The organism is Variovorax sp. P4_B11 (assembly GCF_056402355.1).
The window spans coordinates 1-26,096 of sequence record NZ_JBFUHO010000008.1 but is presented as its reverse complement, the minus strand read 5'-3'; the positions used below and the strand labels follow the sequence as shown (position 1 = coordinate 26,096).

Genomic DNA, 26,096 nt, shown 5'->3' with positions numbered 1-26,096 from the left:
AATGAATTCCAAAATTACTCCAAATTCATTGCATTTCGCGGGCCGGATTCTAGAGCGAAGCCTTCTCGCTAACGCCATTCAGAGAACTAATGCTGTACTGCTTTACGGTGGCCGCCAAGCCGGAAAAACTGCACTACTTCGAAGAATTGCGGCAGAGCAGGCTGCAATACCTAAAGATGCCAATGAATTGTCGCAGCATGAGATTTATGTTTACGTAGATCTGATGAGGCTCCCATATGATGCGACGCCATCTGAGTTCTTTGCTTTGCTTGCTACAGAGTCAGTGCAGGCAGGAGTGGAGCAAATTAAAGGATTCGCAAGGCCCCAACTGCCGAAGATTTGTAACTTAGAAGATTTCATTTCCTCACTCGATGAAATAAGAAAAGGATGTTTTCAAATTGACTTGAGACTAATTTTTCTTCTTGACGAGGCAAAACGAGTACTTGGATCGAGATTTCCCAGGGGATTTCAAGACAATCTTTTCTCCTTGCTTTTTGGGGAGCCGTCGGAGCAAGCTCGCGTAGCGATGGTTTTCTCTGGAACTCAGCATCTCAATGAATTTCTAAAAGATGACACTTCCCCGATAGGAAGTAGATCGCAGTCTATTAACCTTGTTAACTTAGGGCTTCCGGATGTTAAGCGCTTGGGCGACGCTTTCCTGTCTGCAAAATACGAAAARGAAGCCGTCGAAGAAATTTCCGCATTGGTGCATGAATTAACAGGCGGACATGCGGGTCTTACGACAAGGACAATGGAGTTGGTTGCGACTAAGGTGAGTCTTGATTGGGAGGAAATAGCTCAGTCAATCTCTCATCAGAGTCTCTCTTTGTTTGAAAATTGGGCGACATCTTTTAGTGCCGAGGCACGCTTCATAGCAGAATATCTCATTGCCTCAAGGAAGACGAATTTGCGCGAATCTGTAGTAAAGGTTGAGGCAAGAGGTCTTAATAAGTTCTTTGTTAGCAGGGCTTTTGATGAGCTGCAATACTCCGGTGTGGCCATCAAGACAGGCGATTCTCTAATCCCTGTCGGAACGATATTTTGGTCATATTTTTCAGATTTTCAACCTGATGACCATGTGAATATTGATGCGCACGCAGACAGAGATGTATGGCATCTAGTCGAGGAGACAGAACTTGCCATGCGAGAAATAATAAAGAAGAAGTTTGAGCAGAAATTTGGTCTTCAGGCGGAGAATAGAATGGCCAAAATTCTTGGAGAAAAAGCTTGGGGTGAAATTCTCGCAATGCAGAAGAAGTCGTCGACCCAGTACAAGTATTCTCGACAAGTTAATTCTCGCGAATTAATGTCCTGTATGTACATTGGCCAATTGGGAATGTTGATGACAAACGGGCTTGCCTGGGATCTCTTTAAAACATCGTACCGCGACAAGCGAGAATTAGAAGATAAGCTCTCGGCAGTAATGCCGGTCAGAAACGATCGAGCGCACTTCAATACCGTCCCCAAAAAAGAACTCGACAGATGTCGGATCGCCTGCGACGATTTGCTTGCAATTGCGGAAAGAATGCGGGAGGACAGCGTCGGCTGATGCCCTGTGCGTCGGGCGTGAATGGAGCACGCCAGGGCACCGGCGCGCGCCGCGCGGCATTGTGCAGCGTTAGGGGACGGCAGGCTGGCGGCCCGTCGCCACAAGCTGTCGGGGGGGGGTGACGCCCATCGAGTGCGTTTTCCACTATCGCGCCTTGACAGTGGACGACATCTGGATTCCGGTAGGTGAAAACGTTGTTATTGAAAAGTTCCAGCTTGTGGAACTGCGTGATTGATGGTGTTGGCAATAAGACACCGGGCAAGGGACGGGCCACGCAAAGGCGTTAGTCGTGGGACGCATGCATCCAGGACGCAGGTCGTTGATGCATTGGAACTGGCTGACAACCCACAGACCGCAGATAAGATTGCAACGCACGTAGAGAAATTTTTCGCTGGCATGCTCTCTGAAGCCGACAAGCGACCGGCGAAGACGATGACGGCGGCGACGGCATAGCGGCCTAATGTGTCATCGTCAGTTACTTCGCGCGGCGTGAAATCGAGTTGAGCACCTTCACTGTCGAGCGCGAGTTGCGTTTGCCGAGGTCGACTAGTCACGCTCGTCACGCTCGAATGCTCTGCCAATTCGACGCGTCCCATACCCAGCCACGAAGCCGCTCCAGGCTCGCTTCCTCAGATTCGGAATGAAGATGTCGCCGTCGACGCTGATCAGCCACCCATATGCCCAACTTGAACCCATCGGGCGTGACGTAGCTCCGCGGAACCAGCGAGTGCCCGTTTTCTTTCGTATACGCGACTAAACAGCGATAGTTTTCTAGCCAGCGCGTGTGACTGCGGACATTACCCATGCGGAGAGGAGCATTCCCTGGAGTGTTGTTGGCTTCGTGGGGAGTATCTGCGAATTTGACATGAAGAATGTGGTGCTTGCGTGTGTTGCAGTCCGCGTGGCACGCAGGCGAACGTGCGTCTCTCGCTCCTCTTGGGTGCCTACCGAAGGCAGGTGGTGAGGGACCGATGGTGCGGCGCGAGACGCTGCCAAGGCGCGACATGCCGCTGCCTCAGGGTCGGCGCCTGGCTTTGCTCGGCGGCTTCTCCAACACCGCTTGGTTCGACCTCCGCAGAGAACCGCCCTTTGCCGATGGCGGAAATGTCTCTGTGATGCCTTCGAACAAGACTGGAAGCGTGGTCCCGAGGCAGTAGCAGATCGATCCCAAGGTGAGTAACGACGGATTGACGTAGCCGCATTCGATCTTGGAAATGCGGGAGCGCTCCACCTCGGCTTCGAAGGCCAGCATCACTTGCGTCTTACCCGATGCTTTTCGGATGCGTTGCAGGTTTTGCCCGAGGGCGATTGTCAGGGGGTTCGGAACGTGGGTCGCCTTCTTGGATCGACTTCTCTTTTTCGGGGCTGTTGCGGTCACCATGCCCGCGAGATTCAAGGAATGTGCCTATGGAGGAAACGTCGTAAACAACACATAATGAGAGCGCGTGCCTTCCGGGGCACTCGCTTCATAGCAACAGAGGGGCAACAAAAGCCCCAGGGAGACGACATGAACCGCACGCTGAATTCTTCGCTGCCGTAGCGCCGCCGCTACGCAGGGGGCGCTCGCCACGCCGCCCTGCGCACCCCTCTACCTCGATCTCGTCACGGCGGGTCCGCGAGCGTTCGCGCCCGTCCGTCGATCGGGCTTGCGGCCCGAGGCCACAGGTGGAGCGTCGACCTTTCCACCCACTTGCAGTCCGCGCACTCGCGGTGCGAGGACCTGCGCCTGAGCCGCCTCACTTTGTCCGTGGAGCCCTCGCTCCGTTTTCTTGCAACCCAGGGAGAAGATGAAATGACCAAGTCCAAAGAAATCTACGTTTCCTTCGGCGTCGACGTCGACGCCGTATCCGGCTGGCTCGGCTCGTATGGCGGGGAGGATTCCCCCGACGACATCTCGCGCGGCATGTTCGCGGGCGAGGTCGGCGTGCCGCGCCTGCTGCACCTCTTCGAGTACCACGACATCAAGGCCACCTGGTTCACGCCCGGCCATTCGATAGAGACCTTTCCCGCGCAGATGCAGGCGGTGGCCGATGCCGGGCACGAGATCGGCCTGCACGGCTACAGCCACGAGAACCCGATCGCGATGACGCCCGCGCAGGAAGAGGTGGTGCTCGACAAGAGCATCGAGCTCATCACCTGGCTCTCGGGCCGGCGGCCCACGGGGTACGTGGCGCCGTGGTGGGAGTTCAGCCCGGTCACCAACGAGCTGTTGATCAAGAAGGGCATCAAGTACGACCACAGCCTGATGCACCACGACTTCCATCCCTACTACGTGCGGGTCGGCGACTCGTGGACCCGCATCGACTACTGCCAGCATCCCGATACCTGGATGAAGCCGCTGCGGCGCGGCTTCGAGACCGAGCTGGTCGAGATCCCGGCCAGCTGGTACCTCGACGACCTGCCGCCGATGATGTTCATCAAGAAGTCGCCCAACAGCCACGGCTTCGTGAACCCGCGCGACATCGAGCAGATGTGGCGCGACCAGTTCGACTGGGTGTATCGCGAGATGGACTACGCGGTGTTCCCGATCACGCTGCACCCCGACGTCTCGGGCCACCCGCAGGTGCTGTTGATGCTCGAACGCCTGATCCGGCACTTCAGCGCCTTCCCGGGCGTGCGCTTCGCGACCTACGACCAGGTCGCGGACGACTTCCTGCGGCGCCAGCCGCGCGCCTGAGCGCCACGGCCATCCTCATCCGCAGCGATGCACGCCCATGGACGCCACCACCACCACACTGCGCGGCGAGGCCGCGAACGACGCCGCGCGCGACGCCCGGCCTGACACCCTCAGCGACACCCACGCCATCATCGCCTGGGCGCCGCCCGAGGTCACGCCAAAGCAGGTCACCTACGCCACCTGGGTCTGCTTCTTCGCCTGGGCCCTGGCGGTGTACGACTTCATCCTTTTCGGCACCTTGCTGCCGCGGCTGGGCGAGCACTTCCAGTGGACGGCCGCCGAGCAGGCCCGGCTCAACACCTGGGTCACGCTGGGCACCGGGCTGGTGGCCTTCGGCATCGGGCCGATCGTCGACCGGCTCGGGCGCCGCAAGGGCATCATCATCGCGGTCTGCGGCGCGGCGATCTGCTCGGGGCTGACCGCCGTCGCGGGCTGGGTGGCCGGCGCCTCGGCCGGGCTGGGCTTCGTGCTGCTGGTGCTGGTGCGATCGCTGGCGGGGCTGGGCTACGCCGAGCAGACCATCAACGCCACCTACCTGAGCGAGCTGTTCGCCGTGGTCCACACCGACCCGGCCGCCACCCGGCGGCGCGGCTTGATCTACGCGCTGGTGCAGGGCGGCTGGCCGATCGGCGCGGTGCTGACGGCCGTGCTGGTCACCCTCCTCTATCCGCTGGGCGAGCGCTGGTTCGGCGCGGGCGGGGGCTGGTCGCTATCCTTCCTGTTCGCGATGTTCCCGGCCGTGGTGATCGTGATCCTGGGGCGCCGGCTGGTCGAGACGCCGCAGTTCCTCACGGCGCGGCGCATCGCCGAGCTGCAGGCCGCGGGGAAGCCGGCGCACGCCTGCGCGCTGGCGATCACGCGGGGCGTCGAGCTGGAGGTGGGGCATGACACGGGCATCGGCGCGATGTTCCGGGGCAGCTTCGCTGCGGCCGCTGCTGTCGCTGGGGCTGGCCTTCCTGCTGAACTGGTTCGCGATCGTGATCTTCACGGTGCTCGGCACCTCGGTGCTGGGCGGCTCGGGCGGCACGCCGGGCAAGGGGGTGGATTTCTCGAACGCGCTGCAGGTGCTGATCGTCTCCAACCTGGCGGGCTTCCTGGGCTACGTGTTCCACGGCTGGCTGGGCGACCGCATCGGGCGGCGCAACACGGTGGCGCTCGGCTGGATGGTGGGCGGCGTGGCCTTCTGGGCCATGTTGCAGGCGCCGCAGGGCGACTTCTGGCGCATCGTGCCGCTGTACTCGCTGGGGCTGTTCTTCCTGATGGGGCCGTATGCGGCGGTGCTGTTCCTCATCGGCGAGAGCTTTCCGAGCCGCATCCGCGCGACCGCGGGCTCGTTCATCGGCGCGCTGGGGCAGCTCGGCGCGATCGTGGCGGGCTTCGGCATCACGCACACGCTGTCGCAGGGGGCGGACTGGGTGCAGGCCGCGCTGTATTGGGGCGCGTTGCCGTGCCTGCTGTCGGGTGCACTGATGTGGCTGGTGCCGCATGTGGACCCGCGGACTTTGAAATGAATCTTCAACAACGAAACCAGGGAGTCACCATGAACCAGTCACTGAAATTCATCATCCGCGCGACCGTGACAGCGACGCTGCTGTTGCTGATCGGGCCCTGCTTCGCGCAGGACGCCTATCCGACCAAGCCGGTCCGCATGGTGGTCGGCTATCCGCCTGGCGGTGCGACCGATGGTGCCGCGCGCATCGTCGCCAACAAGCTTGGCCCGGTGCTGGGGCAGCCGGTCGTGATGGACAACAAGCCCGGCGTCGGCAGCACCCTCGGCACCGCGGCGGTGGCGCATGCCGCGCCCGACGGCTACACGCTGCTGATGGGCAACACCACCGCGATGTCGATCGCGCCGCACCTCTACAAGAAGCTCGGCTACGACCCGCGCCGCGACCTGGTGCCGGTGGCGCTGATCGGGCGGGTGCCGCTGGTGCTGTTCGTGCACCCCTCGGTGCCCGCGACCGATCTCAAGGGGCTGGTCGAGCTGCTGAAGAAGAGCGCCGGCAAGTACGACTACGCGACTTTCGGCAACGGGTCGAGCGCCCACCTGACCATGGAGATGCTCAAGGGTTCGGCCGGCGTCGACATCAGGCATGTGCCCTACAAGGGCAGCTCGGCGGCAATCAACGACGTGCTGGGCGGCCAGGTCCCGCTGGCGATGGACACCATGCAGTCGACCCAGCAGCACTTCGTGGCGGGCAAGCTGCGACCAATCGCGATGAGCGGCGAAGAACGCTCCACCCTCGCGCCCGAGTTGCCGACCTTTGCCGAGCTGGGCTATCCGAAGATGACGCTCAGCCCCTGGTATGGCGTCTTCGTGCCGGCCGGCACGCCAGGCGCGATCGTCGAGCAACTGGCCTCGGCCATTTCCCGCAGCATGCGCACGTCCGACATGCAGGCTCAGCTCGCGACGCAGGGTGCCGAGCTGATGGTGCTCACGGGGGCGGCTGCGCGGGACTTTCTCGACGAGGACGACGCGCGCTGGGCCGAGGCGGCACGTATCTCCGGCGCGCAGCTCGACTGATGGGAAGCGCCAGCATGAACGACTCGATCACGGGCGATTTCGATCCGGCGCGGCACCGGATGACGGCCCAGCGGTACTTCGATGACTTTCGCATCGGCGAGCGCTTTGTCTTGCCGTCGCGCACGATGACCTATGCCCTGTTCTCCGCGTTTCAGCTGGCGAGCGGCGATAACCATCCGATCCACTACGACGTGGCGTACTGCAGGCGGCACGGCGCGCCCGACATGGTCGCGCACGGCTTCCAGGTGCTGGTGCAGACCGCCGCCGGTGCGGGCCTGTTCCCGCACATGGTGGAGGACTCGCTGAAGACGTTCCTCGAACAGTCCAGCCGCTTCCTGCGCCCCGTGCATGCCGGCGACACACTGTATGCCGCACTGGAGGTCAGCAGCCTGGTTGCGAACACGAACACCGGTGTCGTGACGATGTCCAGCACGGTGTACAACCAGCGCTCGGTGCTGGTGATGGACGGCGTCCAGAAGTACCTCTTGCGCAAGCGCGCGATCAGCCTGGTCGAGCGATCGGGCGGGAAAGAAAGGGCATAGGGCATGCCTACTGAACGCTTGCGTCCATTGCAGGGGCTGCGCGTGCTCGACCTGAGCAAGGTGCTGGCGGGCCCGCTGTGCGGCCAGCACCTGGGCGAGCTGGGCGCGGAGGTCATCAAGGTCGAGCCGGTCGGCACGGGCGACGACAGCCGAGGCTGGGCGCCGCAGGAGCAGGGCGAGTCGGCCGTGTTCCTGGCGGTCAACCACAACAAGCGCAGCCTGGCCGTGGACCTGAAGACGGCGCAGGGGAGGGAGGTCGTGCAGCGGCTTGCCGTGGATGCGGACATCGTGATCCAGGGTTTCGGCGGCGGCACCGCGGTGCGCCTGGGGGTCGACTACGACACGCTGGCGCTCGTCAACCCGCGCTTGATCTACTGCGAGATCTCCGGCTATGGGCGAACCGGCCCGATGGGCGACGACCCGGGCTACGACGTGATGCTGCAGGCCTTCAGCGGCATGATCAGCAGCATGGGCGAGACCAGCGGGCCGTTCGCGCGGGCCAGCTTCTCGCCGGTGGACCTCGGCACCGGCATGAATGCGGTGGCAGGCATCCTGGCCGCGGTCATCGAGCGCAGCCGCACGGGCAAGGGGGTCTACGTCGAAGTCTCGCTGCTGGACACCGCGATGAGCTTGATGGGCGTCATGGCGCAGGCCTACTGGCGCTCCGGCAAGCTGCCCGAACGCATGGGCACGGCCCATCCGGCGCTCGCGCCCTACCAGGCCTTCGAGGCCTCCGATGGCTTTCTCATGCTGGGTGTCGGCAACGATGCGCAGTGGGGCAGGTTCTGCGCTGCGGCGGGACTCGATCGCTATCGCAGCGACCCGCGGTTCGTCACCAATGCGGCGCGGGTTGCGAACTTCGACGAGACCGTTGAACTGGTCGGCTATTGGATCCGTACCCGCAGCGTCGACGAGTGGCTCGACGCGCTGTGGGAGGCCGGCGTGGCGTGTTCGCCGATCCAGACCTTGGATCGAGCGCTTGCGCATCCGCAGCTGGCTGAACGGCAGTTGGTCGTGGAGTCCGAGCACCCGTTGCTCGGCATGGTGTGGAACATGGGATTTCCGGTGAAGCTCGATGGGCAGCCGCGTGGGGCCTCTCGCGCGGCGCCGCTGCTCGGCGAGCACACGACGGACATCCTGCGGGAGGCGGGCTACGCGGCCGTGGAGATCGCCGCGATGGTCGAGGCCAGGGTGGTCGGGGTCGCAACGCCGTTCAGTGAGCCTAGGAGGGTGAAATGACAACAAGCGAGACACGGGCGCCACGCCTCGGTGCGAATGATCGAGCAGATGACGGCGGCGGGCGTGATCGGGGAAAGCGCACCAGGGCGAAGCAGCTTGCCTCTCCATTCCCGACCGCCCGCCCACTCAGGCTCCCACCGTCGCTCTACCTGCCGACTCCCAAGGCCAAGCCCACGCGCAGCGAACCCGCCGCCCTTGTCGGAACCCAGGTGAACCGCCTGCGCCAGGCTGCCGGCGTCTCGGCCCTGGAGCTTTCACAGCGCTCGGGCGTGTCCCGCTCCATGCTCTCGCGCATCGAGAACGGCCAGGTATCGCCCTCCGTCGAAACCCTGGACCGGCTGGCAAACGCTCTGGACATTCCGCTTACACGCTTCTTCGCCGATCCGCGCTGCCGCACCGACTTCAGCCATGTGCCCTCGGGCAAGGGCCTTCGGGTGGAGCCTCTCGGCGCCGTCGCAGACTACCGCTACGAGCTGCTCGGCCATGTGCTCTCTGGCAACCTGTTCGTCGAGCCCTATCTGGTCATGCTGGAGGCCGACGCCCAGCCCCATGTGACGTTTCAGCATCCGGGCCTGAAGTTTCTATATCTTCTATCGGGCGCCGTGACCTATCGCTATGGCCCCAGGCGCGTGAAACTGCGCGTCGGTGATTCGCTGCTCTTCGATGCCACCGCACTGCACGGCATCGAGGACATCGGCACGCTGCCGGTGTCGTATCTCTCCGTGGTCTTTACTTTGCGTGGCTAGGCAGCCCCCTCCCTCGACGCCCTTTGCGGCGCCAGCAGGAAAGGCAGAATGCGGCCAGAACCGGCCCTTCGTCGGTGATGCTCTATCCGCCCGTCAGCCGACCTTCGCGACAGCACGCGCGCAATCGGGCCGAGAGCGATCACGCCGAGGGGGATCGAACGCCGCCATTGACACTTTCAGCCACGCAAGCCCCTTGATTTTTCCCCCACGCGGAGCGCAGACTTGCCGCCGGCACATCCCGTGCCGGAGTCCGCCGCTCTTGCCGGCGGGAGGAGTGCACAGATGATTACCTTCGTCAGAACTGCCGCCGTCGCACCCGGAAAGACCGCCAGCGCCATCGCCTTTGCGAAAGAGATCTCGGCGTACATGAAGGACAGCTACAGCTTAGATCTGGAGGTGCTGATGCCCATCGGCGGCAATCCGCAGCGCATCGCCTGGGCCGCGCGCTACGAGGATCTCGCGGCATTCGACGCCGTGGGTCTCAAGATTCTCGGCGACAAGAAGTACTGGGAGATCGTAAACAAGAACACCGACAACTTCCTGCCGGGTTCCGTCAACGACGCCATCTGGCGCACTGTTTGATTTGAGGTAGCTTCGTCCGGATGACACTGGACTACTCGCGGATGACCCATTCGCCATCGCGGCGACCGGTGAGAAGGGCGAAGTCGGCTACGTGCTTGCGCACGAGTCCAAGTCCGTCGACTGGAGGATTCTTTTCGCGCAGGAAGGCCGGGTTGTATAGCTTCGACTGATAGCGCGTGCCAGCGTCGGCGATTTCACCACCTCGGGCGACATCGCGATTCACCGCACGGCTACCGTTGAAGTTGGCGCCACCAAGAGCCACTCATCATCGGCGCCCGCTGCTTTATCGCTGCCGGCGCCTACTCGCAGTGGTGGCAACTGGGTCGCTGAGGATTGCTCGCACTTCTCGGTGCCGACGCGATGCAGCGATGACCCAAGTCGAATCAGAATATCAAGCTCGAGCCGTTCGTTGCGGCCGTGAGCGCTCGCTCTCCAACGTTGAATAGACGTAGAAAATGCTCAAAGCTGTCGTTTTCGCTTCTCTGTGCGCCGTCTCGTCCATTGCGATGGCTGCTGATTCCAACTCTGTGTCTTGGACCGCCGACGTCGTCTGCATAATGCGCGCCATTGCTTCGGAAAATCCAGACCCGAAACTCCGGAACCCAGACAGCTTGGCTGCGCAGCTTTGTCCGCGTCCTGACGGCTTTCGCGACTACGCGTCGGCGCGAGAAAAGATTGATGCAGCCCCTGAGTTTTATGCTGGTTATTTCTACGTCAACGCTCGGACAAAATACATCGACAGCGTCCTGCGGCACGCGGCCGAGTCGGGAATCGAGCAGGTCGTGATTCTTGGAGCCGGCTTTGACAGCCGGGCATACCGACTGCACGACAACTACCCAACGTTGCGCTTCTTCGAAGTTGACCTACCGGCAATGACTGCCGGGAAGAAGCAGCGGCTGCGGGACGCCCGCATACAGATTCCAGGTCAAGTGACCCTTGCCTCTATCGATTTCGAAACGCAAGCCCTCGAGGATGTGCTGCCGGCAGCTGGATACAACGCCGCAAAGAAGTCCTTGTTCATCCTCGAAGGTGTTTCGATGTACATCAGCGAGGCCTCAACCGGGACGTCGCTGGAATTCGTTCATCGCCATGCAGCGAGCGGCAGTTCCATCGTCTACGACTACGTCCTGCGCGACATCCTCAGCGAAAGTCGGTCCAGGTACTACGGCATGGAATCCAGCGCAGAAGCTGTGGCGGTGCACGGCGAACCGTACGTGACAGGATGGACGCCCGCCGAGGCGGCAGGCTTCGTTCGCTCACATGGATTGAATGTGATTGAGGACCTCGGCCCGGACGCGCTCGCCGAGCGATTTCTCATCGGGTCAACGGGCAAGCCGGACGGAAAGCCTCTCGAAGGAATTCGAATCATGCAAGCGTCCGTTCCATAGCGCCTTGCATCGGGTCAAGCTCAGGCAGATGTTCACGTCGTCCTTGCAGGGAAAGCAGGTCGTGGTGCCTAGATGTCCCTGACCGGTACCCGGTTCATGCAGCCTGAACTCGTCGAGCTGCTGCAGCGGAAGGTCGGTCAATATCTACGTTAGCTGGAAGCGGAGGCCGAGTCGAAAGGCAAAATGCGGCCGGGAGCGAACGGTTCCACCGGTCCTGCCTTGACATCCTGAAGGTCTCCGAGAACACTGAGTTGGTGTTCCTTGTCCGTCGTAATCCCTCATGACTCCGGAAGCTTTGCTGCAAGCCTATGACGAGGCAGCGCTGTGGCCTCGCAGCCGCTCAGCTGCAGTACAGCCTGACGTTGCCGCCGCGTACCAGGAGGCCTTGAAGGTGCGAGCATTGCGGATGGAGCGCGGTGAGCGCCCCCTCGGCTACAAGATTGGCTTCACAAACCGAACGATATGGGAGCGGTACGGAGTTTTTGCGCCGATTTGGGGACCTGTTTGGGACACGACGCTGACGAAGTGCGAAGGCTATGGCTCCATTGACCTGACAGGCACCTGCCAGCCTCGCCTCGAGCCTGAAATCGTCTTCGGTATTGCCGCAACTCCGCCTGCTGATGTCAGCCTCGAAGCACTGTTTGGCTGCATCGATTGGGTCGCGCCAGGCTTCGAAGTCGTGCAGTCGCACTGCGTCGACTGGAAGTTCACCGCTGCGGAGACAGTCATGGACGGCGCCCTTCACGCGCGCCTCCTGGTTGGCCGGCAGACGCCGGCTCACGTATTCGCCAACACCGGCGACGCACTGGACAAGCTCTTTGCGAACACTCGCGTCAAGCTTCATTGCGGTGAGCTGCTCAAGGACGAGGGGACAGGAATCAACGTGCTGGACGGCCCTTTGCACGCGCTACTTCACTTCGTGAAGGAATTGCAGCGGTGCCCCGGCGCGCCCGCGTTGCAGGCTGGCGAAGTGGTGACTACCGGTACGTGGACCGACGCTTGGCCGATTGAGCGGGGTCAGGTATGGCGCGCCGAGTTCGACACGCCTTTTCAATCGCTTGAGGTCAGGACCCGCTGATTGGGAGACGAGGCGGTCTCGCGTCCTGCTGGAGCGGCTTCCAGAAGGCAGAATGCGGGCCAGAAGCAGCCGCTCGGCAGGGTCCGCAGGGCGCTGCGGGCCCCAGTGCAGCCGACTTTGGCGGAAAATCAACCAATATTGCATGTCACCCCGACGCGGGGAACTTCAATGCGGGCATGGACCTGGGGTCGTTTCGGGATGGCGTGCCGCGCACCAAAGTTTGGCGTCGCAACACCCCGAGGAGGGCACCCATGTTCGCAGTCGAGAACCTAGCGTCCGTATCTCAGCTGCTCAGCGATGTGTACTCAGAGCGCATCAAGCCAGCTGCTGCAAGCACCCAGCCCGCGATTGTTCGAGGGGCAGTTGGACTGTTCTTGGTTCGTGATGACGGCGCCAATGGGACCAAGTTGGCGAACGAGGTCGTATCAAGCTTTCAATACTGGCACGCCCGCACCGGACACCATTTCGACGGAGTCTTTCTAGGTTGGGGCTACGATGCAGCGCCCGCTTACCTTAATGACGCCTTCCTACGGTGCGTGCATGACCTTGAGGAACTGCTTGACTGGCACTATAAGGGCGGCGCGCAACTGCTGCTCGTGGATTTTGTCTACGACCTGAATCGGCGGCAGGGACATCTAGACTTCGCGAGTGGCGTTCCGCTTGACATCTCCAAGCTCCTGGATGAGAAGAAATATCCTCAGCTGGCGCCGTTGATTGAAGAAATCATTGAACCGCTGCGCAAGCCGCCAGAGCAAGAAGGGCCGTCGCCATCTTGGGTTGTGTCAGACTATATTGCCGCCCTCAGAACGCGCAGGTTCGTATGGCAGGAGCTCATCAAGAAATTTGGAGCCCTCCTAGGCTGGGCTGACGATGTCGCAAATTTCGCAGTACGTGACCTGCGCCGAAAAGCGCATTGAGCCAGCCAGTCAGCAGTCGGCCCAACACCAGACATCCAGCTATGCGCGATAAATCAATCCGCACCCCGTATGTCCTTGCCGTTTCACGGAGCCGTTCCCACACATTCTCCAAGGCAGGCACGAGCAGCATTCGCCTGCTGAAGGGCCTCGGTAAAGCCGCTCGAAACCCAATCAGGCGGCGTTCCAGTGCTGAAATGACGCGCGAAATCTCTTAGGGTCGAACGCCTTCTATTGGGCTGTTCGGAAGTCGGCTTCGGTCCCAAAGCCCCGAGGCCGCGACCGGCTACATTCGGCGAGTCTGAACAGCCCGCCTCAGCGATCGTCGAACGGCGCGAACACCTCCGCCACCCAGTCCACGAAGAGCCGGAGTTTTGCGCTCAGGTGCCTGTTGCTTGGGTAGACCACGTGCAACGGGTGCCGCGGGCGGGTCCAATCGTCGAGCACGGTGCGCAGCCTTCCGCTTTCGAGGTGAGGCACGACCATGAACTTGAACGCCTGGCCGAGACCGACACCAGTGAGCAGCGCGCTCAGATGGGCTGTACTCTCGTTGACGGCGACGACGGCCTGCCCTTGCACCAGCACCTGCTCGGCTCCCCTGCGGAACTCGAGCGGGGAGGCCCTTCCGGTGAGCGACGAGAAATAGCCGACGATGGCATGACCCGGCACGCGAGTCTTGTCCTTCGACCCCGGCTCGCTCGGCACCAGTTCGGAAGGATGCTTGGGGACACCGCGCGCGCCGAGGTAGAGCGGGCTCGCACAGGTGACCCAGTCGAGGTCGGCAATTCGTCGGGCGACGAGCGACGTGTCGGCAAGCTCACCGCCTCGAATCACGCAGTCAACACCTTCGCCGATGAGATCGATCGCACGGTCACTGACGCCGAGGTCAATGTGCAACTCCGGGTAGCGCGCACGAAAGCTCGGCAGCGCAGGAATCAGAATCATGTTCGCCAGCACCGACCCGATGTCGACACGGATTCGGCCGCGAGGCTGAGCCCGTGCTCGCGCTGCGCTCGCGTCCATCTCGTCAAGGTCGCCGATGAGACGCGTGGCCCGCTCGTAGTAGGCCGCCCCCTCGGGCGTCACGTTGACGCGCCGTGTCGTCCGCTGCAAGAGCTTCGTGCCGAGGTGGCGCTCGAGGTCTTGCACGAGCTTGGTCACTGTCGGGCGCGGAATGTTCATGGAGTCCGCGGCCTTCGAGAACCCGCCTGACTCGGCAATCCGCACGAACACTCGCAGGGCAAGCAGTTGGTCCATGGCTGGCCAGTTGGTGGTTTCACTGGCCGAGATTATTCACACACATGAAATAAGAAATCAAGTTCGTCGCCTTTATTCATTTGCGTGAACTACCTAACCTTCACTCATCCTTTCATCAACTGGAGCACGACATGGGCAACAAACTCTCTGGCAAGGTCGCAGTCATCACCGGCGGCACCACGGGCATCGGCCTCGCTGCAGCGAAGGCTTTCGCGTCGGAAGGCGCATTCGTCTACATCACGGGCCGCCGTCAGCCTGAGCTCGACGCTGCCGTGGCGGCCATCGGAACGAACGCGACGGGTGTGCGCGCCGACTCGACCAAGCTGGCCGACCTCGACCGGCTGTACGACAAAGTCCAAACCGTTCACGGCCGCATCGACGTGCTGTACGCGAACGCCGGCGGCGGCAACATGCTGCCGCTGGGTGCCATCACCGAGGAGCACTTCGACGAGACGTTCGACCGCAACGTCAAGGGCGTCGTGTTCACCGTGCAAAAGGCGCTGCCGCTGCTCGACAAGGCGGTCGATGGCGCATCCGTCATCCTGGCCGGCTCGACGACCAGTGTCATTGGCACCGCGAACTTCAGCATCTACAGCGCGACCAAGGCCGCGGTTCGCAACCTCGCCCGCAGTTGGGTGCTGGACCTCAAGGGCCGCGCGATTCGCGTCAACACGCTGTCGCCCGGACCGATCCACACGCCCGGTCTGGTCGAACTCGCCGGGCCCGACCCTACGCAGCAACAAGGTCTGCTCGACTACCTGACCTCGCAGATTCCCATCGGGCGCATCGGGCAGCCCGAAGATGTCGCCAAGGCCGCGGTCTTCCTCGCCTCCGACGACTCGTCGTTCATCACCGGCATCGAACTGTTCGCCGATGGTGGCATCGCGCAAGTCTGAGCGACGAAAACGATCTCCAACCCACAGAGGAACCTATGAAAACCGCTCTCGAATTGCTTCAATCCTATCAAGACAACATCCGAACTCCGGCTGCAGCCGCGGCCCTCTTTGCGGAGGACGGAGTGCTCGAACTACCGACCGTGAAAGCGTATGCCCAGGGACATGCCGCCATTGAGAAGCTGATCTCCGGCCTTCTTGCGAAGGTTCCGGACTTCCGATTCAAAAACTTCAAGGTCTGGATCGATACGCCCGACAAGGTCTTTGGCGAATACTCCGTCGAGGCACTTGTGGTCGACACCGGCAAGATCTATCAGCAAACTTACGCGGGCGTGCTCATTGCAGAGGGCGGCAAGATCAAGCTGCTTCGAGAAGCACTGGATACGGCAGCCGCAGCGCGGGCGTTTAGCAAGGACTGAACGAGGAAGCCCATTGGATTTCGGGCACCTCGCAGGACTCATCCACTGCCATTGCGTCGAGCAGCGAATGCACGATTTCGTCGCCCTCGATGCACAGCAGCGCGGCGCCGAGAGGGTCAGCGGTGCTCGATCACGCCTTCGATGGGATCGACTGTGGCGTCTTTCCACGGCGCGCGACCGATCATGCGCAGCGTGTCGGCGTACCCCGCCTGCCGGCGGGTTCGGATGCCCGAGGGCGTGAAATCGATATCCTTGGTCTGGTCTTCGCCGTCCACGCGTGGCGCGACCAGGTGCACCACGTGCATCGTGGTGCCGCAGCCCCAGGAGGCCAGTTCCATCACCGTTGGGTCGGCTTGCTTCGATGCCGGAATCTGCTTGTGCAGTTCGCGGATCACATGGCGTAGCCGGTGGATCTGCTTCTGCCGCGCGATGTGGCTGTCGGCGCGGCTGGCAAACTGGATGTCCTTGTGGCGCGCCATCACCTGCCAGATCGAGTCGGGCTCGGGCGCCGTCTGGTGCCACACGTTGACAGCGAAGATCACGGAGTCGTGCCGCGGCTTGTCGTCCAGCACGGCCTCGATGGGCGTGTTGGAGTAGATGCCGCCGTCCCAGTAGGGCTGGCCGTCGATACGCACGGCAGGGAAGGCCGGGGGCAGGGCGCACGAGGCCATCACGTGGTCAACGCCGAGCACTTCCTTGCGGGTGTCGAAATAGCGCATTTCGCCGCTGCAGGCGTTCACCGCTCCGACGGTCAGGCGCGTGCGGCACTGGCACAAGTACTCGAAATCGACCAGCGACAGCAGTGTCCCGCGCAGCGGTGCCGTGCTGTAGTAGGAAGCCGCCTCCACCCCGAGCTGCGCGGCCGATCCGCGCAGCGCATGCAGGTTGGGCGCGAAGAAGTTCGGGATGCCCCGCATCACGGTCGCCATGTTCGACACCATGTTGCCCAGACCCATCCAATCCGGGGTGCGGAAGGCGGGCGTCGATGCCTGCATCAGCTCCCAGAAGGCATTCAGGCGATCGAGCCGGTGTTCGGGGCGGTTGCCGGCGATCAACGACGCGTTGATCGCCCCGATGGAGGTGCCGATGACCCAGTCGGGGTCGATGCCGGCTTCGTGCAGCGCCTCATAGACGCCGACCTGATAAGCGCCGAGCGCGCCGCCGCCCTGCAGCACCAGAACGACCTGGCCCGGGAGTTCGCCGTTGCTGCCCCCGTTGCCGGCCGCGCCTCGCGGCTTGCGTGAATTCGCCATGGTCGTCTCCCTGCAGTCAATGCGATGTCCAGCCGCCGCCCATGGCCAGCGCCGATGAGAAGTTGATCGCCATCACTGCATCCCATTTTTCGTCGGCGAAACCCTCGTTCGGCGCGACATGCTGGATGCGACGACCGGATTCGCCGTCACGGCGCCCTGCACCTCGCGGACGGTGGCGGACTGGTGTCGGGCGATCTTGTCGCGAACGGCGGGATGAATGTGGGTTTCGGCAAGGACTGCGCGGGGCATGAGTGCTTTCTCCGGAATTGCGAAGCAGCTTACATGCGCCGCGCGGCTTGGTAAAAGTCTCGTTCGGAATGGATCGCCCGCCGCCGCGCTGGAAAGCCGGAAAGCGGTCATCGAGACCGTCGGCTCATGGCCGGGACTGCCTGTTCGCCAAACTCGCCGATAGCAGCCCTTGGCCAACCGGGCGATCACGCTGAAGGTCAGCTGCCAGGCACGTCCGCGAACTGGTGCTCGCGGCCAACTGCGGACGTTCACTTCCTGCCGGCCAAGGTCGGCTTTCGAGAAAAGCCGCCTTTCGCCTTCACCGCTGTCGCTGATGGAATGAACACCTGAGTAAACTTCGGGGTGGACTACTCGAGAAAAGCGCGCACCTGCCCTTTAGGGCAGTTGTTGCGCGAGCGAGGTCAGTGCATCATCGCGCGGGTTGCGACGATTTTGCACGCACCTGATCTGTTGCTGAAGGGCAAGCATGAAAGCGGTATTTCCCTTGTTGAAATGGACGGCTATTTGCACCGCCGCGATCACTCTGATTGCGGGCTGCGCCAGCAAGAACGACCCCGTAGCGCAAGCCGCTAGGGCCGACGTCGCAAAGGGTGTAGCCGCACCGAGCATCGCTGAGACAAAGGCCATTGCCGAAGAGGCTTTCATCTACGGGCTGCCGCTCGTCATGAACTATGCGGTGATGTACGAATACGCCGTGGACAAAGGTGGCCCGCAATACAAGGCGTCGTTCAACCAAATCAAGAACGAGGCTCGGGTTTTCACCTACCAAGACACGGCCATCATCACCCCCAACAGCGACACGCCATACTCATTTCTCTGGCTGGACCTTCGCTCAGAGCCGATGGTGATTTCCGTACCGAGGGTCGAGAAGCGACGCTATTACTCAGTGCAGTTGATCGACGGCAACACCTATAACTACGGCTACATCGGCAGCCGCGCCACGGGCAGCGAAGCGGGTGACTACATGGTGGTCGGTCCCGATTGGAAAGGCGCAACGCCCCCAGGCATCAAGAAGGTGTTTACCTCCACAACGCCCTTCGCGCTCAGTGCATTCCGGACCCAACTCTTCAATGCCGGGGACATGCCGAACGTGACGAAGGTGCAGGCGGGCTACAAGGCCCAGCCGCTGTCGGCCTTCCTCAAGCGACCCGCTCCACCGGCCGCGTCGTCGATCAAATTTGTGCCCGCCACAACGAAAGGCATCAAGGAGAACTACTTCGAGTATCTCGATGCCGCGCTGCAGTTCGTGCCCGCGACGCCGCAGGACAGGGACGTCCGGGCCCGGCTCGCACGCATCGGCGTCGGTCCTGGCAAGACCTTCGAGTTCAAGGACCTTTCCCTGGAGCACAAGGCGGCTGTTGGTCTGGGCATGAAGGAGGGGGACGAAAAGGTGGACAAGTTCCTCGCCAGCGGCGTCAAGGACGTCAACGGCTGGAACATCGGCGCCGTGTTCGGTAACGAGCAATTCTTCAATGGCAATTGGCTGATGCGTGCTGCTGCGGCCAAGGGGGGCCTCTACGGAAACGACGCCGTCGAGGCGGTCTACCCCTTCACACGGGCTGACGCCAAGGGCGAAGTGCTCGATGGCAGCAAGCACAGCTACACGATCACATTCCCCGCCGGACAGCTTCCGCCGGTGAATGCCTTCTGGTCGGTGACGATGTATGACGGCAAAAGCCAGTTTCTGGTCCAGAACCCGATCAATCGCTATTTGATCAATTCCCCGATGCTTTCGGGCATGAAAAGAAACAGGGACGGATCGTTGACCCTTTACGTCCAGAGCAAGTCACCGGGCAAGGCCTTGGAATCGAATTGGTTGCCCGCGCCCAACGATACGATCTTCTTGGTGATGCGTCTGTACTACCCTAGTACAACAGCGCCTTCGATCCTTCCAGCAGGTGAAGGAACGTGGAAGCCTCCGGGGATTGTCGCGACGAGGTAGTAGCGCCATCTTGCGGTGAGAAAGGTCTTGCCATCTGCTCGCGCAAACACTTCGGAGCCTCGGTAACGTCAACGGCTGATCTGGGGCCCATTGCTGACATTCAGCCTCAAGAAGCGAACGGCAGCAACGGGCCCGGAGCCGCGGGCCGGCGACAGGCTACAGTCGGCCAACAGCAGGCCAACGGCGGTCGTCCGACCATGGCTCAGAAAGGGCGAGTGCGCACTGACCTCGTCTCACATCTCGGCGTCTATGCGCCGCAATGCCTCGAGAGCGCCAAAAGGAAGCGCAATGGCATCGTCCCATGGAACCCGCGACTCCCGGACATTGATGCGAACGAGCACCCCTGGTGCGTTCTCACCAAACCAGCGCACAGTTGGGATGGCCGTTCCGGCCCCGAGCTCGATGACGACGGGATTCCGCAGTTGCGCCATCCACGTGCGCAGCGCCCCCTCACGGGCCTCGTACTCATCCCCCTGCCAGGCTGCGTCCCCGAACATCAGCACGTTGGGCCGCGCCAATCGTCCGCAATGAGGGCAGACCGGGGGGCGATTGCGCAATGTGCAGGTTTCCGGGTCAACCTGCGGGTCAAAGCCATCGGCCGGCCAGCTCTCCGACCAGCATGGCTTGAGGCACTGCAGCCGGTGAATTGAGCCATGGCACTCCACGACAAAGCTTTGGTCGAAGCCTGCGTGCTGGAATTGCCCGTCGACGTTGCTCGTGAAGACACGGTAGCCGGAACGCTTGGATTCGCCCCACCGCCTCAGGATGAAGAATCCCTTATGCGGCTGGGTCTGCCGGTACAGGTTGAGACGATGGCCGTAGAAGCCCCACGCCCTTTCCGGATTGGTCACGAAGGTCTGAGGATTGGCTGCCTGGTAGAAGTCCACGCCGGCCTTTTGCAATGCGGGATACGCCCGCCAGAAGCCTTCGTTGCCACGGAAATCAGGCAAACCCGAATCGACGCCCATACCAGCGCCGGCGGTGATAACAAGACCGTCAGCGGCCTTGATTACGGCAGCAGCAGCCTCGAATGATTTCCCGATGTCCATGCGCATAGTCTCGCTCCGGAGCGCACCGCCCGACTCAGGCGTTGCCCTGTGGACAACAGCGCCGGGTCCTCCTTTTCCTCGACTAACATATTCCTCTCTGTCAGGTCACGATTGAGAAGAGCGGCTACGTGCTCTTGCGCCTGTGGGTCAGCACCTCGCCCGAGTCTGAGGCCGGCATCCTGCGACAAACACTCCTTGGACATGGAAACAGCTTCGCAATACTTCGTCTACGTGTACCGAGACGCAAAAGGCAATCCCGTGTACATCGGCCAAGGAAAGAACGTAGGGCGCGCGCTGTCGCATGAAGCCGGCGCCTCCAACCCTGCGTTTCGAACCTGGCTCGAGCAGAACGAGAGAACTGCCCAAGTGGAGGTCATCGGGCCGCTCGGTTCTAAGAAGATGGTGGATGCGGTCGAGACCGCCCTTATCTCTGCCTGCAAGCCCGCGACTGCCCTCAAGCTCTTCAACGTCGCTCCGGGCGTCAGCACCTACGCGTTTCGACCGCTCGGCGTCCCTGTCGAACTTGCCGACAGGACGACCCGGCCATTGGGCACCGAAGACTTGGCACATGTCGCCCGAACCCACGGTCCCCTAATGTTTGTCTATGTGAACGAAAAGGCGTTCCCCGACGACCCCGACCCGCTGCGCCACTCCGGGTTCGACCGCGCGAAACTGCCCAGTGACGCAGAGATACTGGCTCGCATGCGGGGCAACTGGCAAGTGGCCAATCGCCTCGCCGCCTGGACGGCAGACCCCGAAACATCTCCGGGGCTGCTCATCGCGGTGAACGGGGGCCCGGGAACCCAGTCCATCATCGCAAGCGCGGCCATTGACCGCAGGGGCTGGGACCGGGCGGAGCGAATCGCAAAGGGCCTAGTCATCCTTCAGCTCCTGGGCGGTGGCATCGATACGGCTGAGCTGCGAGGGCGCCCCATACGGAAAGAGGTTGGTCTGCGCTTCGGGAGCTTTCCTCAGCAACAGTTTCGACTCTTCGGGCCCGACGGCCTCATCCCCGCCAAGACGCGCGCCAAACGCTGCTGAATGAGATGCCGTTCTTCTGACGTGTTGGCCCGAGCCCCCGCGGGGGCGCCCCCTCGCACGGCTGCACAAGAACAACTCAAATGCGGAGCTACTCGACGCATTGCCTTTGGTGACGACGCCAGGCGCGAGCGCCGCCTCAACCGTGGGGCAGAATCCGGCCAGGAGCGGAAGTTCGAACTTCTGCCAGAATTTCAGCCCTATTCCCCTTGTTTTCCGTCCGTCGAATCCCTCATGACTCCGGAAGCCTTGCTGCAAGCCTACGACGAGGCAACGCTTTGGCCTCGCAGCCAGTCAGCAGCGAGGCAGCCAGATGTTGCCGCGGCGTACCAGGAAGCCTTGAAGGTGCGAACGTTGCGGATGGGGCGAGGTGAGCGCCCCGTTGGCTACAAGATTGGCTTCACGAATCGAACGATATGGGAGCGGTACGGGGTCTTTGCGCCGATTTGGGGGCCTGTTTGGGACACGACGCTGGCGAAGTGCGAAGGGCATGGCTCCGTTGACCTGACAGGCACCTGCCAGCCTCGCCTTGAGCCCGAAATCGTCTTTGGTATTGCCGCAACGCCGCCTGCTGACGCCAACCTCGAAGCACTATTTTCCTGCATCGAATGGGTCGCGCCAGGCTTCGAAGTCGTGCAATCGCATTGCGCCGACTGGAAGTTCACCGCTGCAGAGACCGTCATTGACGGGGCCCTTCATGCGCGTCTCTTGGTTGGCCGCGTGACCCCGGTTCACGTATTCGCCGATACCGGTCACGCGCTGGACAAGCTCTTCGCGGACACTCGGGTCAGGCTTTATCGCGGTGAGCAGCTCGTGGACGAGGGGACAGGAATAAACGTACTGGACGGACCGTTGCACGCGCTACTGCATTTCGTGAAGGAGTTGCAGCGGTGCCCCGGCGCGCCCGAGCTGCAGGCAGGTGAAGTGGTGACTACGGGTACGTGGACCGACGCTTGGCCGATTGAGCGGGGTCAGGTATGGCGCGCCGAGTTCGACACGCCTTTTCAATCGCTTGAGGTCAGGACCCGCTGATTGGGAGACGAGGCGGTCTCGCGTCACGCTGGAGCGGCTTCCAGAAGGCAGAATGCGGGCCAACAGCAGACCCTCGACCGGCCCTCCAATTCGACGCGAACGCATGTCCATTCCTCGTCTTCACGCTCTGAGCTCAATTGCAATTGGGAGCTTGTTGGCAACATCGGTTCATGCACGCAGACGAGGCGGAGGTGGCAATGGTGGCGAGGACCCGTTTCCATGGCTCACAGAGTTCATGGCCTACATCCTCCTGGGCATGCTCGCCTTGGCCGTCGTGGGCGCGCTATGGCGCTACGTCACCCGACCCTCCGCCGCGGAGCTGGCCCGGCGTGCTGCTGGCGAACCGGGTCGAATTCAATTGATCGATTCGCGCAGCGGCCTTTGGCGCCGGTCAACCGCGAGGCCATCGACGCGTTGGTGAAGATCGCAGCCCTCACTCCATCACGGACAACAATGAAAAAGTATTACTATTTCGTACCAGCTGCATGCGCCTTGCTCGGCCTGACCAGCGTCGCGCATGCGGTCAACATCGACATCAATGTGGGCACGCCTGCGCCGGTCTACGTCGCACCGGCGCCCGTGTACGTTGCCCCGCGACCGGTGTACGTGCCTCCGCCTGCACAGGTGGTGGTTGTGCCCGGCTGGTATGGCGAGCGCTACTACGATGGGCGTCGCTATTGGAGCCGACGCGATTGGGAGGCCCGCGAGCACTACGACCGAGACCATCGTCACCACGAAGACAATCGCTACCACTGCCCGCCGGGCCACGCCAAGAAGGGCGAGTGCTGACCTGTCAGCCGGTCAATCAAATTGCTTGTGGCGGCGCATCCGCCCACGCCGCTACCTGCGGAGACAGCGCGACGCTGGCCAGTTGCCTCAGCTTCTGCAACTCGGATTCCTGAAACTGCGATGACTGCACGCAACCAAATGCCTTGGCTTCCTCAGCAAGCCGGTGAGCTGCATCCGGCAGCGCATCACGGCCTTGGAGGCGAAATGAAATCGGAGCGAGCGGCCCGAACAACAGAGCGCGCCTGAGTTCGGGCCAGCGTTCAGGATTCGGCTCCACGCCCGCGGCGCGTGCGAACAGCAAGGCCATTTCGAACGGTGGCGTATTCGCGTGATTCACTGCTCCTTCCAGACTCTCGAGTTGATCGGTCTGATGTCGAAGTCGCCGCCCTCGGCTTGCTTGGACACTTCGGGCGAGAGGTACACCGGAAAGCTGCGAGTCGCGCCGGCCGGAATGTTGGAGACGCCGCTGACCCAGAGCTGCTCGACGGCAATCTGCTTGCCGGCCTTGTCCTTCACGGCAACGCTTACCTGGAGACCACATGCAACCGAGTTGTTGTTACGCACCGCGGCAGTGACGATGATGCGTACGCCCTCGGTGAGTGCGCTGTGGCTCTCGACCTCGAATTTTCCTGCGCTGCAAGTCGGGGTGTCGTCTCCTGCAACCACTGACTTGACCCAAGACCAGCCGGCGGCGAAGAGGAAGGCGACAACCGCGAGTGACACCATGGCCGCACCTACGATAGCGATGACTTTCATCGGCTTCATGGCAAGAACGCGCTCAGCACCATCTTGGTGACGCAATTGAACATTGCCTCTCCATTCTTCAAATTGATGTGCGTACACCCGAGACTCCTGCAGGTGCAACCCCGGAAGCATACCGAGTGCTCTCATTGAGCGCAGGCGAATGCCGCCAGAGCTGCCGCCCGCACGGCCCGACGGGGGCCATGGGCCTCACTCGGGCTTGAAGTCGATCGACTTGAGCACCTCGCCCACGCGCTGGTAGTCGGCGCTCAGCGACTTGCTCAGCTCCTCGGGCGTGCGCGACGACACGGCCTCCAGGCCCAGATCCAGCAGGCGCTCGCGCACCGCGGGCTGCGCCATCACCTTCATCACCGCCTCGCGGATGCTGTTCTGCATCGCGGCGGGCACGTCGGGCTTGACCCACAGGCCCATCCACGCCACGGTCTCCAGCTGCGGGTAGCCGAGTTCGGCGAAGGTCGGCACCTCGGGCAGTAGCGGCGAACGCTTGGGCGTGCTCACCGCGAAGGCCTTGACCTTGCCCGACTTGATCATCGGCAGCGACGTCGCCATGCCGTCGAACATGAGCTGCACGTGGCCGCCCATCACGTCGGTCAGCGCCGGCGTGGAGCCCTTGTAGCCGACATGGGTCATGTCGATGCCGGCGGCCTTGTTGAGCTGCAGGCCGATCACGTGCGAGACCGTGCCGGGCGTGTAGGAGGCATAGCTGACCTTGCCGGGGTTGCTCTTGACCCAGCTCATCAGCTCGCCGAAGTTCTTCGCCGGCACCGCAGGCCCGCCCACCATCACCAGGCCGCCGCGGCCGAGCTCGACCAGGGGCTTGATCTCCTTGGACATGTCGTTGCGCATCTTGATGATGTGCGGAATCTCGCTGACCAGCGAATTGACGCCCACCAGAACCGTGTAGCCGTCATGCGGGGCCTGCGACAGGTCGTTCACGGCCAGCACGCCCCCGGCGCCGGGCTTCGGGTCCACCACCACCGCCTGCCCGCTCTCCTTGGCGAGCCCGTCGGCCACCAGGCGCGCGATGATGTCCGCCGAGGCGCCCGCGGGCCCGGCCGCGACGATGCGCACCATCTTGTCGGGCCACTTCGCGGCCGGAGCCGCGTTCTGGGCCTGCGCCAGGCCGGCGAGGCCAAGCAACGAGAGCAGAGAAGCCTGGGCAATGCGCCGCCTTGTCAGATTCGTTTTCATGTTCGATTTCCTATGTATTCATATCAATTGCACCACCGCCCTTTGCGCATCCATTGCGCATGAAGCGGAGGCCGGACTATCGGGGAGCACCGGAGAACCGGCTTTGCCGGGCCGCCGGTATTGCCCCCCGGAGAGTGGGTGCGGGAAAGGGTGCGGTGCAGCTGTGCCGGTGCTCAGCGCGCCGCCAGCTCGGCGATGAACTGCTCGGCCTGCGGCCACTCGCCGAAGCCCGAGGCCGGGTTCAGGTGGCCGACCTCGCCGAGCTCGACCAGGCGGCTGCCCCAGGCCAGGCCCAGCTCGACCACGCGCGCGTGCCGGCCCAGCGGGTCGTTGCGGCTCACCGCCGTGATGCTCGGGAACGGCAGCGGGTCGCGCGGCACTGGCAGCCAGCCGCCGGCGCGCAGGTCCTCCAGCGTCGGGTAGCCCTCGGGCATCGCTTCCTCGAAGTCCGGCGGCGCGGCCAGCAGTGCGCCCCAGACGGCGCGCCGGGTCTGGCGTGCCCAGTGGGCGACCATCACGCAGCCCCCGCTGTGCGCCACCAGGATCACCGGGCCGTCGATGGCCTGCGCCTCGCGCTCGATCGCGGCGACCTTGGTCGCGCAGTCGAGATCGGCGCGGCCCATCGGCGGCACCGTGCGCACCTTGCGGCCCTGGGCTTGCAGGTCCGCGGCCAGCAGCGTCTGCCAGTGCACGTCCACCTGGTCGCGCAATCCGGGGACGATGAGGACCGTCGGCAAGGCCGAAGCACCGTCCATCGTCACGCCACCTTGCGCAGGTAACCTTGCTGGCGTCCCTTGGGGTTGGGCGCGAAGCCGTTGGCGGCCAGGGTCTCCTCGACGGTGTCGTAGAAGACACCGATCTTCAGGATCTCGCGGGCTTCCTTGCCGTTGGCGACCTCGCGGCCGAACTCGCGCGCCATGCGTACCAGCTGCTCGATCTGCTGCACCGACGACACCTTCCCGGTGCGCGACTGGTTCCACAGG

Annotated in this window: 29 protein-coding genes and 1 pseudogene; 17 read left to right on the top strand and 13 right to left on the bottom strand. The window is 62.6% G+C overall.

What is annotated here, in order from left to right; all coding sequences use genetic code 11:
- Position 1 precedes the first annotated feature (1 nt).
- On the top strand, positions 2-1,549 hold the full coding sequence (locus AC1DYD_RS10345) for an ATP-binding protein (RefSeq protein ID WP_478172651.1): 1,548 nt from the start codon (positions 2-4) through the stop codon (positions 1,547-1,549).
- A gap of 559 nt (positions 1,550-2,108) precedes the next feature.
- Here AC1DYD_RS10345 and AC1DYD_RS10340 read toward each other — a convergent pair.
- Positions 2,109-2,354, bottom strand: coding sequence for a helicase associated domain-containing protein (locus AC1DYD_RS10340; protein WP_478172650.1), 246 nt, complete (start codon positions 2,352-2,354; stop codon positions 2,109-2,111).
- Between the two features lie 210 nt (positions 2,355-2,564).
- Positions 2,565-2,945, bottom strand: coding sequence for a helix-turn-helix domain-containing protein (locus AC1DYD_RS10335; RefSeq protein ID WP_478172649.1), 381 nt, complete (start codon positions 2,943-2,945; stop codon positions 2,565-2,567).
- A 396-nt stretch (positions 2,946-3,341) separates the two neighbouring features.
- Here AC1DYD_RS10335 and AC1DYD_RS10330 point away from each other — a divergent pair, with 396 nt between their 5' ends.
- Positions 3,342-4,226: a polysaccharide deacetylase family protein gene (locus AC1DYD_RS10330; protein WP_478172648.1), complete on the top strand. Its 885-nt coding sequence runs from the start codon at positions 3,342-3,344 to the stop codon at positions 4,224-4,226.
- Between the two features lie 15 nt (positions 4,227-4,241).
- Here AC1DYD_RS10330 and AC1DYD_RS10325 read toward each other — a convergent pair whose 3' ends face one another.
- Entirely contained in the window at positions 4,242-4,397 is a 156-nt protein-coding gene (locus AC1DYD_RS10325; protein WP_478172816.1) for a hypothetical protein, read from the bottom strand.
- Here AC1DYD_RS10325 and AC1DYD_RS10320 point away from each other — a divergent pair.
- The 6 genes and pseudogenes from AC1DYD_RS10320 (at position 4,354) to AC1DYD_RS10295 (ending at position 9,859) form a co-directional block, all read left to right on the top strand.
- Positions 4,354-5,737: pseudogene (locus AC1DYD_RS10320) on the top strand (MFS transporter). The gene AC1DYD_RS10325 and the pseudogene AC1DYD_RS10320 overlap by 44 nt on opposite strands.
- A gap of 29 nt (positions 5,738-5,766) precedes the next feature.
- Complete coding sequence (locus tag AC1DYD_RS10315) at positions 5,767-6,750, top strand: Bug family tripartite tricarboxylate transporter substrate binding protein (protein WP_478172647.1); 984 nt, start codon at positions 5,767-5,769, stop codon at positions 6,748-6,750.
- Positions 6,751-6,764: 14 nt separating this feature from the next.
- A complete protein-coding gene (locus AC1DYD_RS10310) occupies positions 6,765-7,292 on the top strand; it encodes a MaoC family dehydratase (protein ID WP_478172646.1) in 528 nt (175 codons plus the stop codon).
- A 3-nt stretch (positions 7,293-7,295) separates the two neighbouring features.
- Positions 7,296-8,531 carry a CaiB/BaiF CoA transferase family protein gene (locus tag AC1DYD_RS10305; protein ID WP_478172645.1) on the top strand — a complete coding sequence of 412 codons (1,236 nt, stop codon included), beginning with the start codon at positions 7,296-7,298 and terminating at the stop codon, positions 8,529-8,531.
- Positions 8,532-8,740: 209 nt separating this feature from the next.
- A complete protein-coding gene (locus AC1DYD_RS10300; protein ID WP_478172644.1) occupies positions 8,741-9,277 on the top strand; it encodes a helix-turn-helix domain-containing protein in 537 nt (178 codons plus the stop codon).
- A 282-nt stretch (positions 9,278-9,559) separates the two neighbouring features.
- Positions 9,560-9,859, top strand: coding sequence for a hypothetical protein (locus AC1DYD_RS10295; protein ID WP_478172643.1), 300 nt, complete (start codon positions 9,560-9,562; stop codon positions 9,857-9,859).
- Between the two features lie 31 nt (positions 9,860-9,890).
- On the opposite strand, the gene AC1DYD_RS10290 is transcribed toward AC1DYD_RS10295, so the two are convergent.
- On the bottom strand, positions 9,891-10,082 hold the full coding sequence (locus AC1DYD_RS10290; RefSeq protein WP_478172642.1) for a hypothetical protein: 192 nt from the start codon (positions 10,080-10,082) through the stop codon (positions 9,891-9,893).
- 232 nt (positions 10,083-10,314) lie between these two features.
- Between AC1DYD_RS10290 and AC1DYD_RS10285 the strand changes: the two genes are divergently transcribed.
- The 3 genes from AC1DYD_RS10285 to AC1DYD_RS10275 all read left to right on the top strand — a co-directional run bounded on the left by AC1DYD_RS10285 (position 10,315) and on the right by AC1DYD_RS10275 (position 13,242).
- On the top strand, positions 10,315-11,247 hold the full coding sequence (locus tag AC1DYD_RS10285; RefSeq protein WP_478172641.1) for a class I SAM-dependent methyltransferase: 933 nt from the start codon (positions 10,315-10,317) through the stop codon (positions 11,245-11,247).
- Positions 11,248-11,527: 280 nt separating this feature from the next.
- Positions 11,528-12,325: a 2-keto-4-pentenoate hydratase gene (locus AC1DYD_RS10280; RefSeq protein ID WP_478172640.1), complete on the top strand. Its 798-nt coding sequence runs from the start codon at positions 11,528-11,530 to the stop codon at positions 12,323-12,325.
- 251 nt (positions 12,326-12,576) lie between these two features.
- The gene (locus tag AC1DYD_RS10275) at positions 12,577-13,242 is read left to right on the top strand and encodes a hypothetical protein (RefSeq protein ID WP_478172639.1); all 666 of its coding nucleotides are present in this window, start codon (positions 12,577-12,579) and stop codon (positions 13,240-13,242) included.
- Between the two features lie 312 nt (positions 13,243-13,554).
- On the opposite strand, the gene AC1DYD_RS10270 is transcribed toward AC1DYD_RS10275, so the two are convergent.
- Entirely contained in the window at positions 13,555-14,496 is a 942-nt protein-coding gene (locus AC1DYD_RS10270; protein WP_478172638.1) for a LysR substrate-binding domain-containing protein, read from the bottom strand.
- A gap of 131 nt (positions 14,497-14,627) precedes the next feature.
- Here AC1DYD_RS10270 and AC1DYD_RS10265 point away from each other — a divergent pair, with 131 nt between their 5' ends.
- On the top strand, positions 14,628-15,392 hold the full coding sequence (locus AC1DYD_RS10265; RefSeq protein WP_478172637.1) for an SDR family oxidoreductase: 765 nt from the start codon (positions 14,628-14,630) through the stop codon (positions 15,390-15,392).
- A 35-nt stretch (positions 15,393-15,427) separates the two neighbouring features.
- Positions 15,428-15,808 (top strand): nuclear transport factor 2 family protein, encoded by a 381-nt coding sequence (locus tag AC1DYD_RS10260; RefSeq protein WP_478172636.1) that lies wholly within the window; start codon positions 15,428-15,430, stop codon positions 15,806-15,808.
- A 116-nt stretch (positions 15,809-15,924) separates the two neighbouring features.
- On the opposite strand, the gene AC1DYD_RS10255 is transcribed toward AC1DYD_RS10260, so the two are convergent.
- The gene (locus AC1DYD_RS10255; protein WP_478172635.1) at positions 15,925-17,061 is read right to left on the bottom strand and encodes a patatin-like phospholipase family protein; all 1,137 of its coding nucleotides are present in this window, start codon (positions 17,059-17,061) and stop codon (positions 15,925-15,927) included.
- A 72-nt stretch (positions 17,062-17,133) separates the two neighbouring features.
- The gene (locus AC1DYD_RS10250) at positions 17,134-17,310 is read right to left on the bottom strand and encodes a hypothetical protein (RefSeq protein ID WP_478172634.1); all 177 of its coding nucleotides are present in this window, start codon (positions 17,308-17,310) and stop codon (positions 17,134-17,136) included.
- A 466-nt stretch (positions 17,311-17,776) separates the two neighbouring features.
- On the opposite strand from AC1DYD_RS10250, the gene AC1DYD_RS10245 reads away from it, so the two are divergent.
- Positions 17,777-19,252 (top strand): DUF1254 domain-containing protein, encoded by a 1,476-nt coding sequence (locus AC1DYD_RS10245; protein ID WP_478172633.1) that lies wholly within the window; start codon positions 17,777-17,779, stop codon positions 19,250-19,252.
- A gap of 233 nt (positions 19,253-19,485) precedes the next feature.
- On the opposite strand, the gene AC1DYD_RS10240 is transcribed toward AC1DYD_RS10245, so the two are convergent.
- Entirely contained in the window at positions 19,486-20,307 is an 822-nt protein-coding gene (locus tag AC1DYD_RS10240; RefSeq protein ID WP_478172632.1) for an SIR2 family NAD-dependent protein deacylase, read from the bottom strand.
- A gap of 189 nt (positions 20,308-20,496) precedes the next feature.
- On the opposite strand from AC1DYD_RS10240, the gene AC1DYD_RS10235 reads away from it, so the two are divergent.
- The 3 genes from AC1DYD_RS10235 (at position 20,497) to AC1DYD_RS10225 (ending at position 23,160) form a co-directional block, all read left to right on the top strand.
- A complete protein-coding gene (locus AC1DYD_RS10235; protein ID WP_478172631.1) occupies positions 20,497-21,342 on the top strand; it encodes a GIY-YIG nuclease family protein in 846 nt (281 codons plus the stop codon).
- 231 nt (positions 21,343-21,573) lie between these two features.
- Positions 21,574-22,371: a 2-keto-4-pentenoate hydratase gene (locus tag AC1DYD_RS10230; RefSeq protein ID WP_478172630.1), complete on the top strand. Its 798-nt coding sequence runs from the start codon at positions 21,574-21,576 to the stop codon at positions 22,369-22,371.
- Positions 22,372-22,824: 453 nt separating this feature from the next.
- Complete coding sequence (locus tag AC1DYD_RS10225; protein WP_478172629.1) at positions 22,825-23,160, top strand: PXPV repeat protein; 336 nt, start codon at positions 22,825-22,827, stop codon at positions 23,158-23,160.
- Positions 23,161-23,176: 16 nt separating this feature from the next.
- On the opposite strand, the gene AC1DYD_RS10220 is transcribed toward AC1DYD_RS10225, so the two are convergent.
- From AC1DYD_RS10220 to AC1DYD_RS10200, 5 genes are all read right to left on the bottom strand, one after another.
- The gene (locus AC1DYD_RS10220) at positions 23,177-23,497 is read right to left on the bottom strand and encodes a hypothetical protein (RefSeq protein ID WP_478172628.1); all 321 of its coding nucleotides are present in this window, start codon (positions 23,495-23,497) and stop codon (positions 23,177-23,179) included.
- Positions 23,494-24,003 carry a hypothetical protein gene (locus tag AC1DYD_RS10215; protein WP_478172627.1) on the bottom strand — a complete coding sequence of 170 codons (510 nt, stop codon included), beginning with the start codon at positions 24,001-24,003 and terminating at the stop codon, positions 23,494-23,496. Before AC1DYD_RS10215 ends, AC1DYD_RS10220 begins: the two co-directional genes overlap by 4 nt.
- A 108-nt stretch (positions 24,004-24,111) precedes the next feature.
- Entirely contained in the window at positions 24,112-25,113 is a 1,002-nt protein-coding gene (locus AC1DYD_RS10210) for a Bug family tripartite tricarboxylate transporter substrate binding protein (RefSeq protein ID WP_478172626.1), read from the bottom strand.
- A gap of 173 nt (positions 25,114-25,286) precedes the next feature.
- Entirely contained in the window at positions 25,287-25,868 is a 582-nt protein-coding gene (locus AC1DYD_RS10205; protein WP_478172625.1) for an RBBP9/YdeN family alpha/beta hydrolase, read from the bottom strand.
- A gap of 2 nt (positions 25,869-25,870) precedes the next feature.
- On the bottom strand, positions 25,871-26,096 hold a 226-nt coding region (locus tag AC1DYD_RS10200; protein ID WP_478172624.1), incomplete at its 5' end, for a 3-keto-5-aminohexanoate cleavage protein.

Bases quoted from the DNA above. Each gene is read 5' to 3' on its own strand.
- AC1DYD_RS10265 (WP_478172637.1), top strand. From the start codon at position 14,628: ATGGGCAACAAACTCTCTGGCAAGGTCGCAGTCATCACCGGCGGCACC.
- AC1DYD_RS10280 (WP_478172640.1), top strand. From the start codon at position 11,528: ATGACTCCGGAAGCTTTGCTGCAAGCCTATGACGAGGCAGCGCTGTGG.
- AC1DYD_RS10230 (WP_478172630.1), top strand. From the start codon at position 21,574: ATGACTCCGGAAGCCTTGCTGCAAGCCTACGACGAGGCAACGCTTTGG.
- AC1DYD_RS10315 (WP_478172647.1), top strand. From the start codon at position 5,767: ATGAACCAGTCACTGAAATTCATCATCCGCGCGACCGTGACAGCGACG.
- AC1DYD_RS10295 (WP_478172643.1), top strand. From the start codon at position 9,560: ATGATTACCTTCGTCAGAACTGCCGCCGTCGCACCCGGAAAGACCGCC.
- AC1DYD_RS10305 (WP_478172645.1), top strand. From the start codon at position 7,296: ATGCCTACTGAACGCTTGCGTCCATTGCAGGGGCTGCGCGTGCTCGAC.
- AC1DYD_RS10340 (WP_478172650.1), bottom strand. From the start codon at position 2,354: ATGGGTAATGTCCGCAGTCACACGCGCTGGCTAGAAAACTATCGCTGT.
- AC1DYD_RS10225 (WP_478172629.1), top strand. From the start codon at position 22,825: ATGAAAAAGTATTACTATTTCGTACCAGCTGCATGCGCCTTGCTCGGC.
- AC1DYD_RS10260 (WP_478172636.1), top strand. From the start codon at position 15,428: ATGAAAACCGCTCTCGAATTGCTTCAATCCTATCAAGACAACATCCGA.
- AC1DYD_RS10330 (WP_478172648.1), top strand. From the start codon at position 3,342: ATGACCAAGTCCAAAGAAATCTACGTTTCCTTCGGCGTCGACGTCGAC.
- AC1DYD_RS10210 (WP_478172626.1), bottom strand. From the start codon at position 25,113: ATGAAAACGAATCTGACAAGGCGGCGCATTGCCCAGGCTTCTCTGCTC.
- AC1DYD_RS10310 (WP_478172646.1), top strand. From the start codon at position 6,765: ATGAACGACTCGATCACGGGCGATTTCGATCCGGCGCGGCACCGGATG.
- AC1DYD_RS10250 (WP_478172634.1), bottom strand. From the start codon at position 17,310: ATGCCCCGCGCAGTCCTTGCCGAAACCCACATTCATCCCGCCGTTCGC.
- AC1DYD_RS10285 (WP_478172641.1), top strand. From the start codon at position 10,315: ATGCTCAAAGCTGTCGTTTTCGCTTCTCTGTGCGCCGTCTCGTCCATT.
- AC1DYD_RS10270 (WP_478172638.1), bottom strand. From the start codon at position 14,496: ATGGACCAACTGCTTGCCCTGCGAGTGTTCGTGCGGATTGCCGAGTCA.
- AC1DYD_RS10245 (WP_478172633.1), top strand. From the start codon at position 17,777: ATGAAAGCGGTATTTCCCTTGTTGAAATGGACGGCTATTTGCACCGCC.
- AC1DYD_RS10205 (WP_478172625.1), bottom strand. From the start codon at position 25,868: ATGGACGGTGCTTCGGCCTTGCCGACGGTCCTCATCGTCCCCGGATTG.
- AC1DYD_RS10275 (WP_478172639.1), top strand. From the start codon at position 12,577: ATGTTCGCAGTCGAGAACCTAGCGTCCGTATCTCAGCTGCTCAGCGAT.
- AC1DYD_RS10240 (WP_478172632.1), bottom strand. From the start codon at position 20,307: ATGCGCATGGACATCGGGAAATCATTCGAGGCTGCTGCTGCCGTAATC.
- AC1DYD_RS10255 (WP_478172635.1), bottom strand. From the start codon at position 17,061: ATGGCGAATTCACGCAAGCCGCGAGGCGCGGCCGGCAACGGGGGCAGC.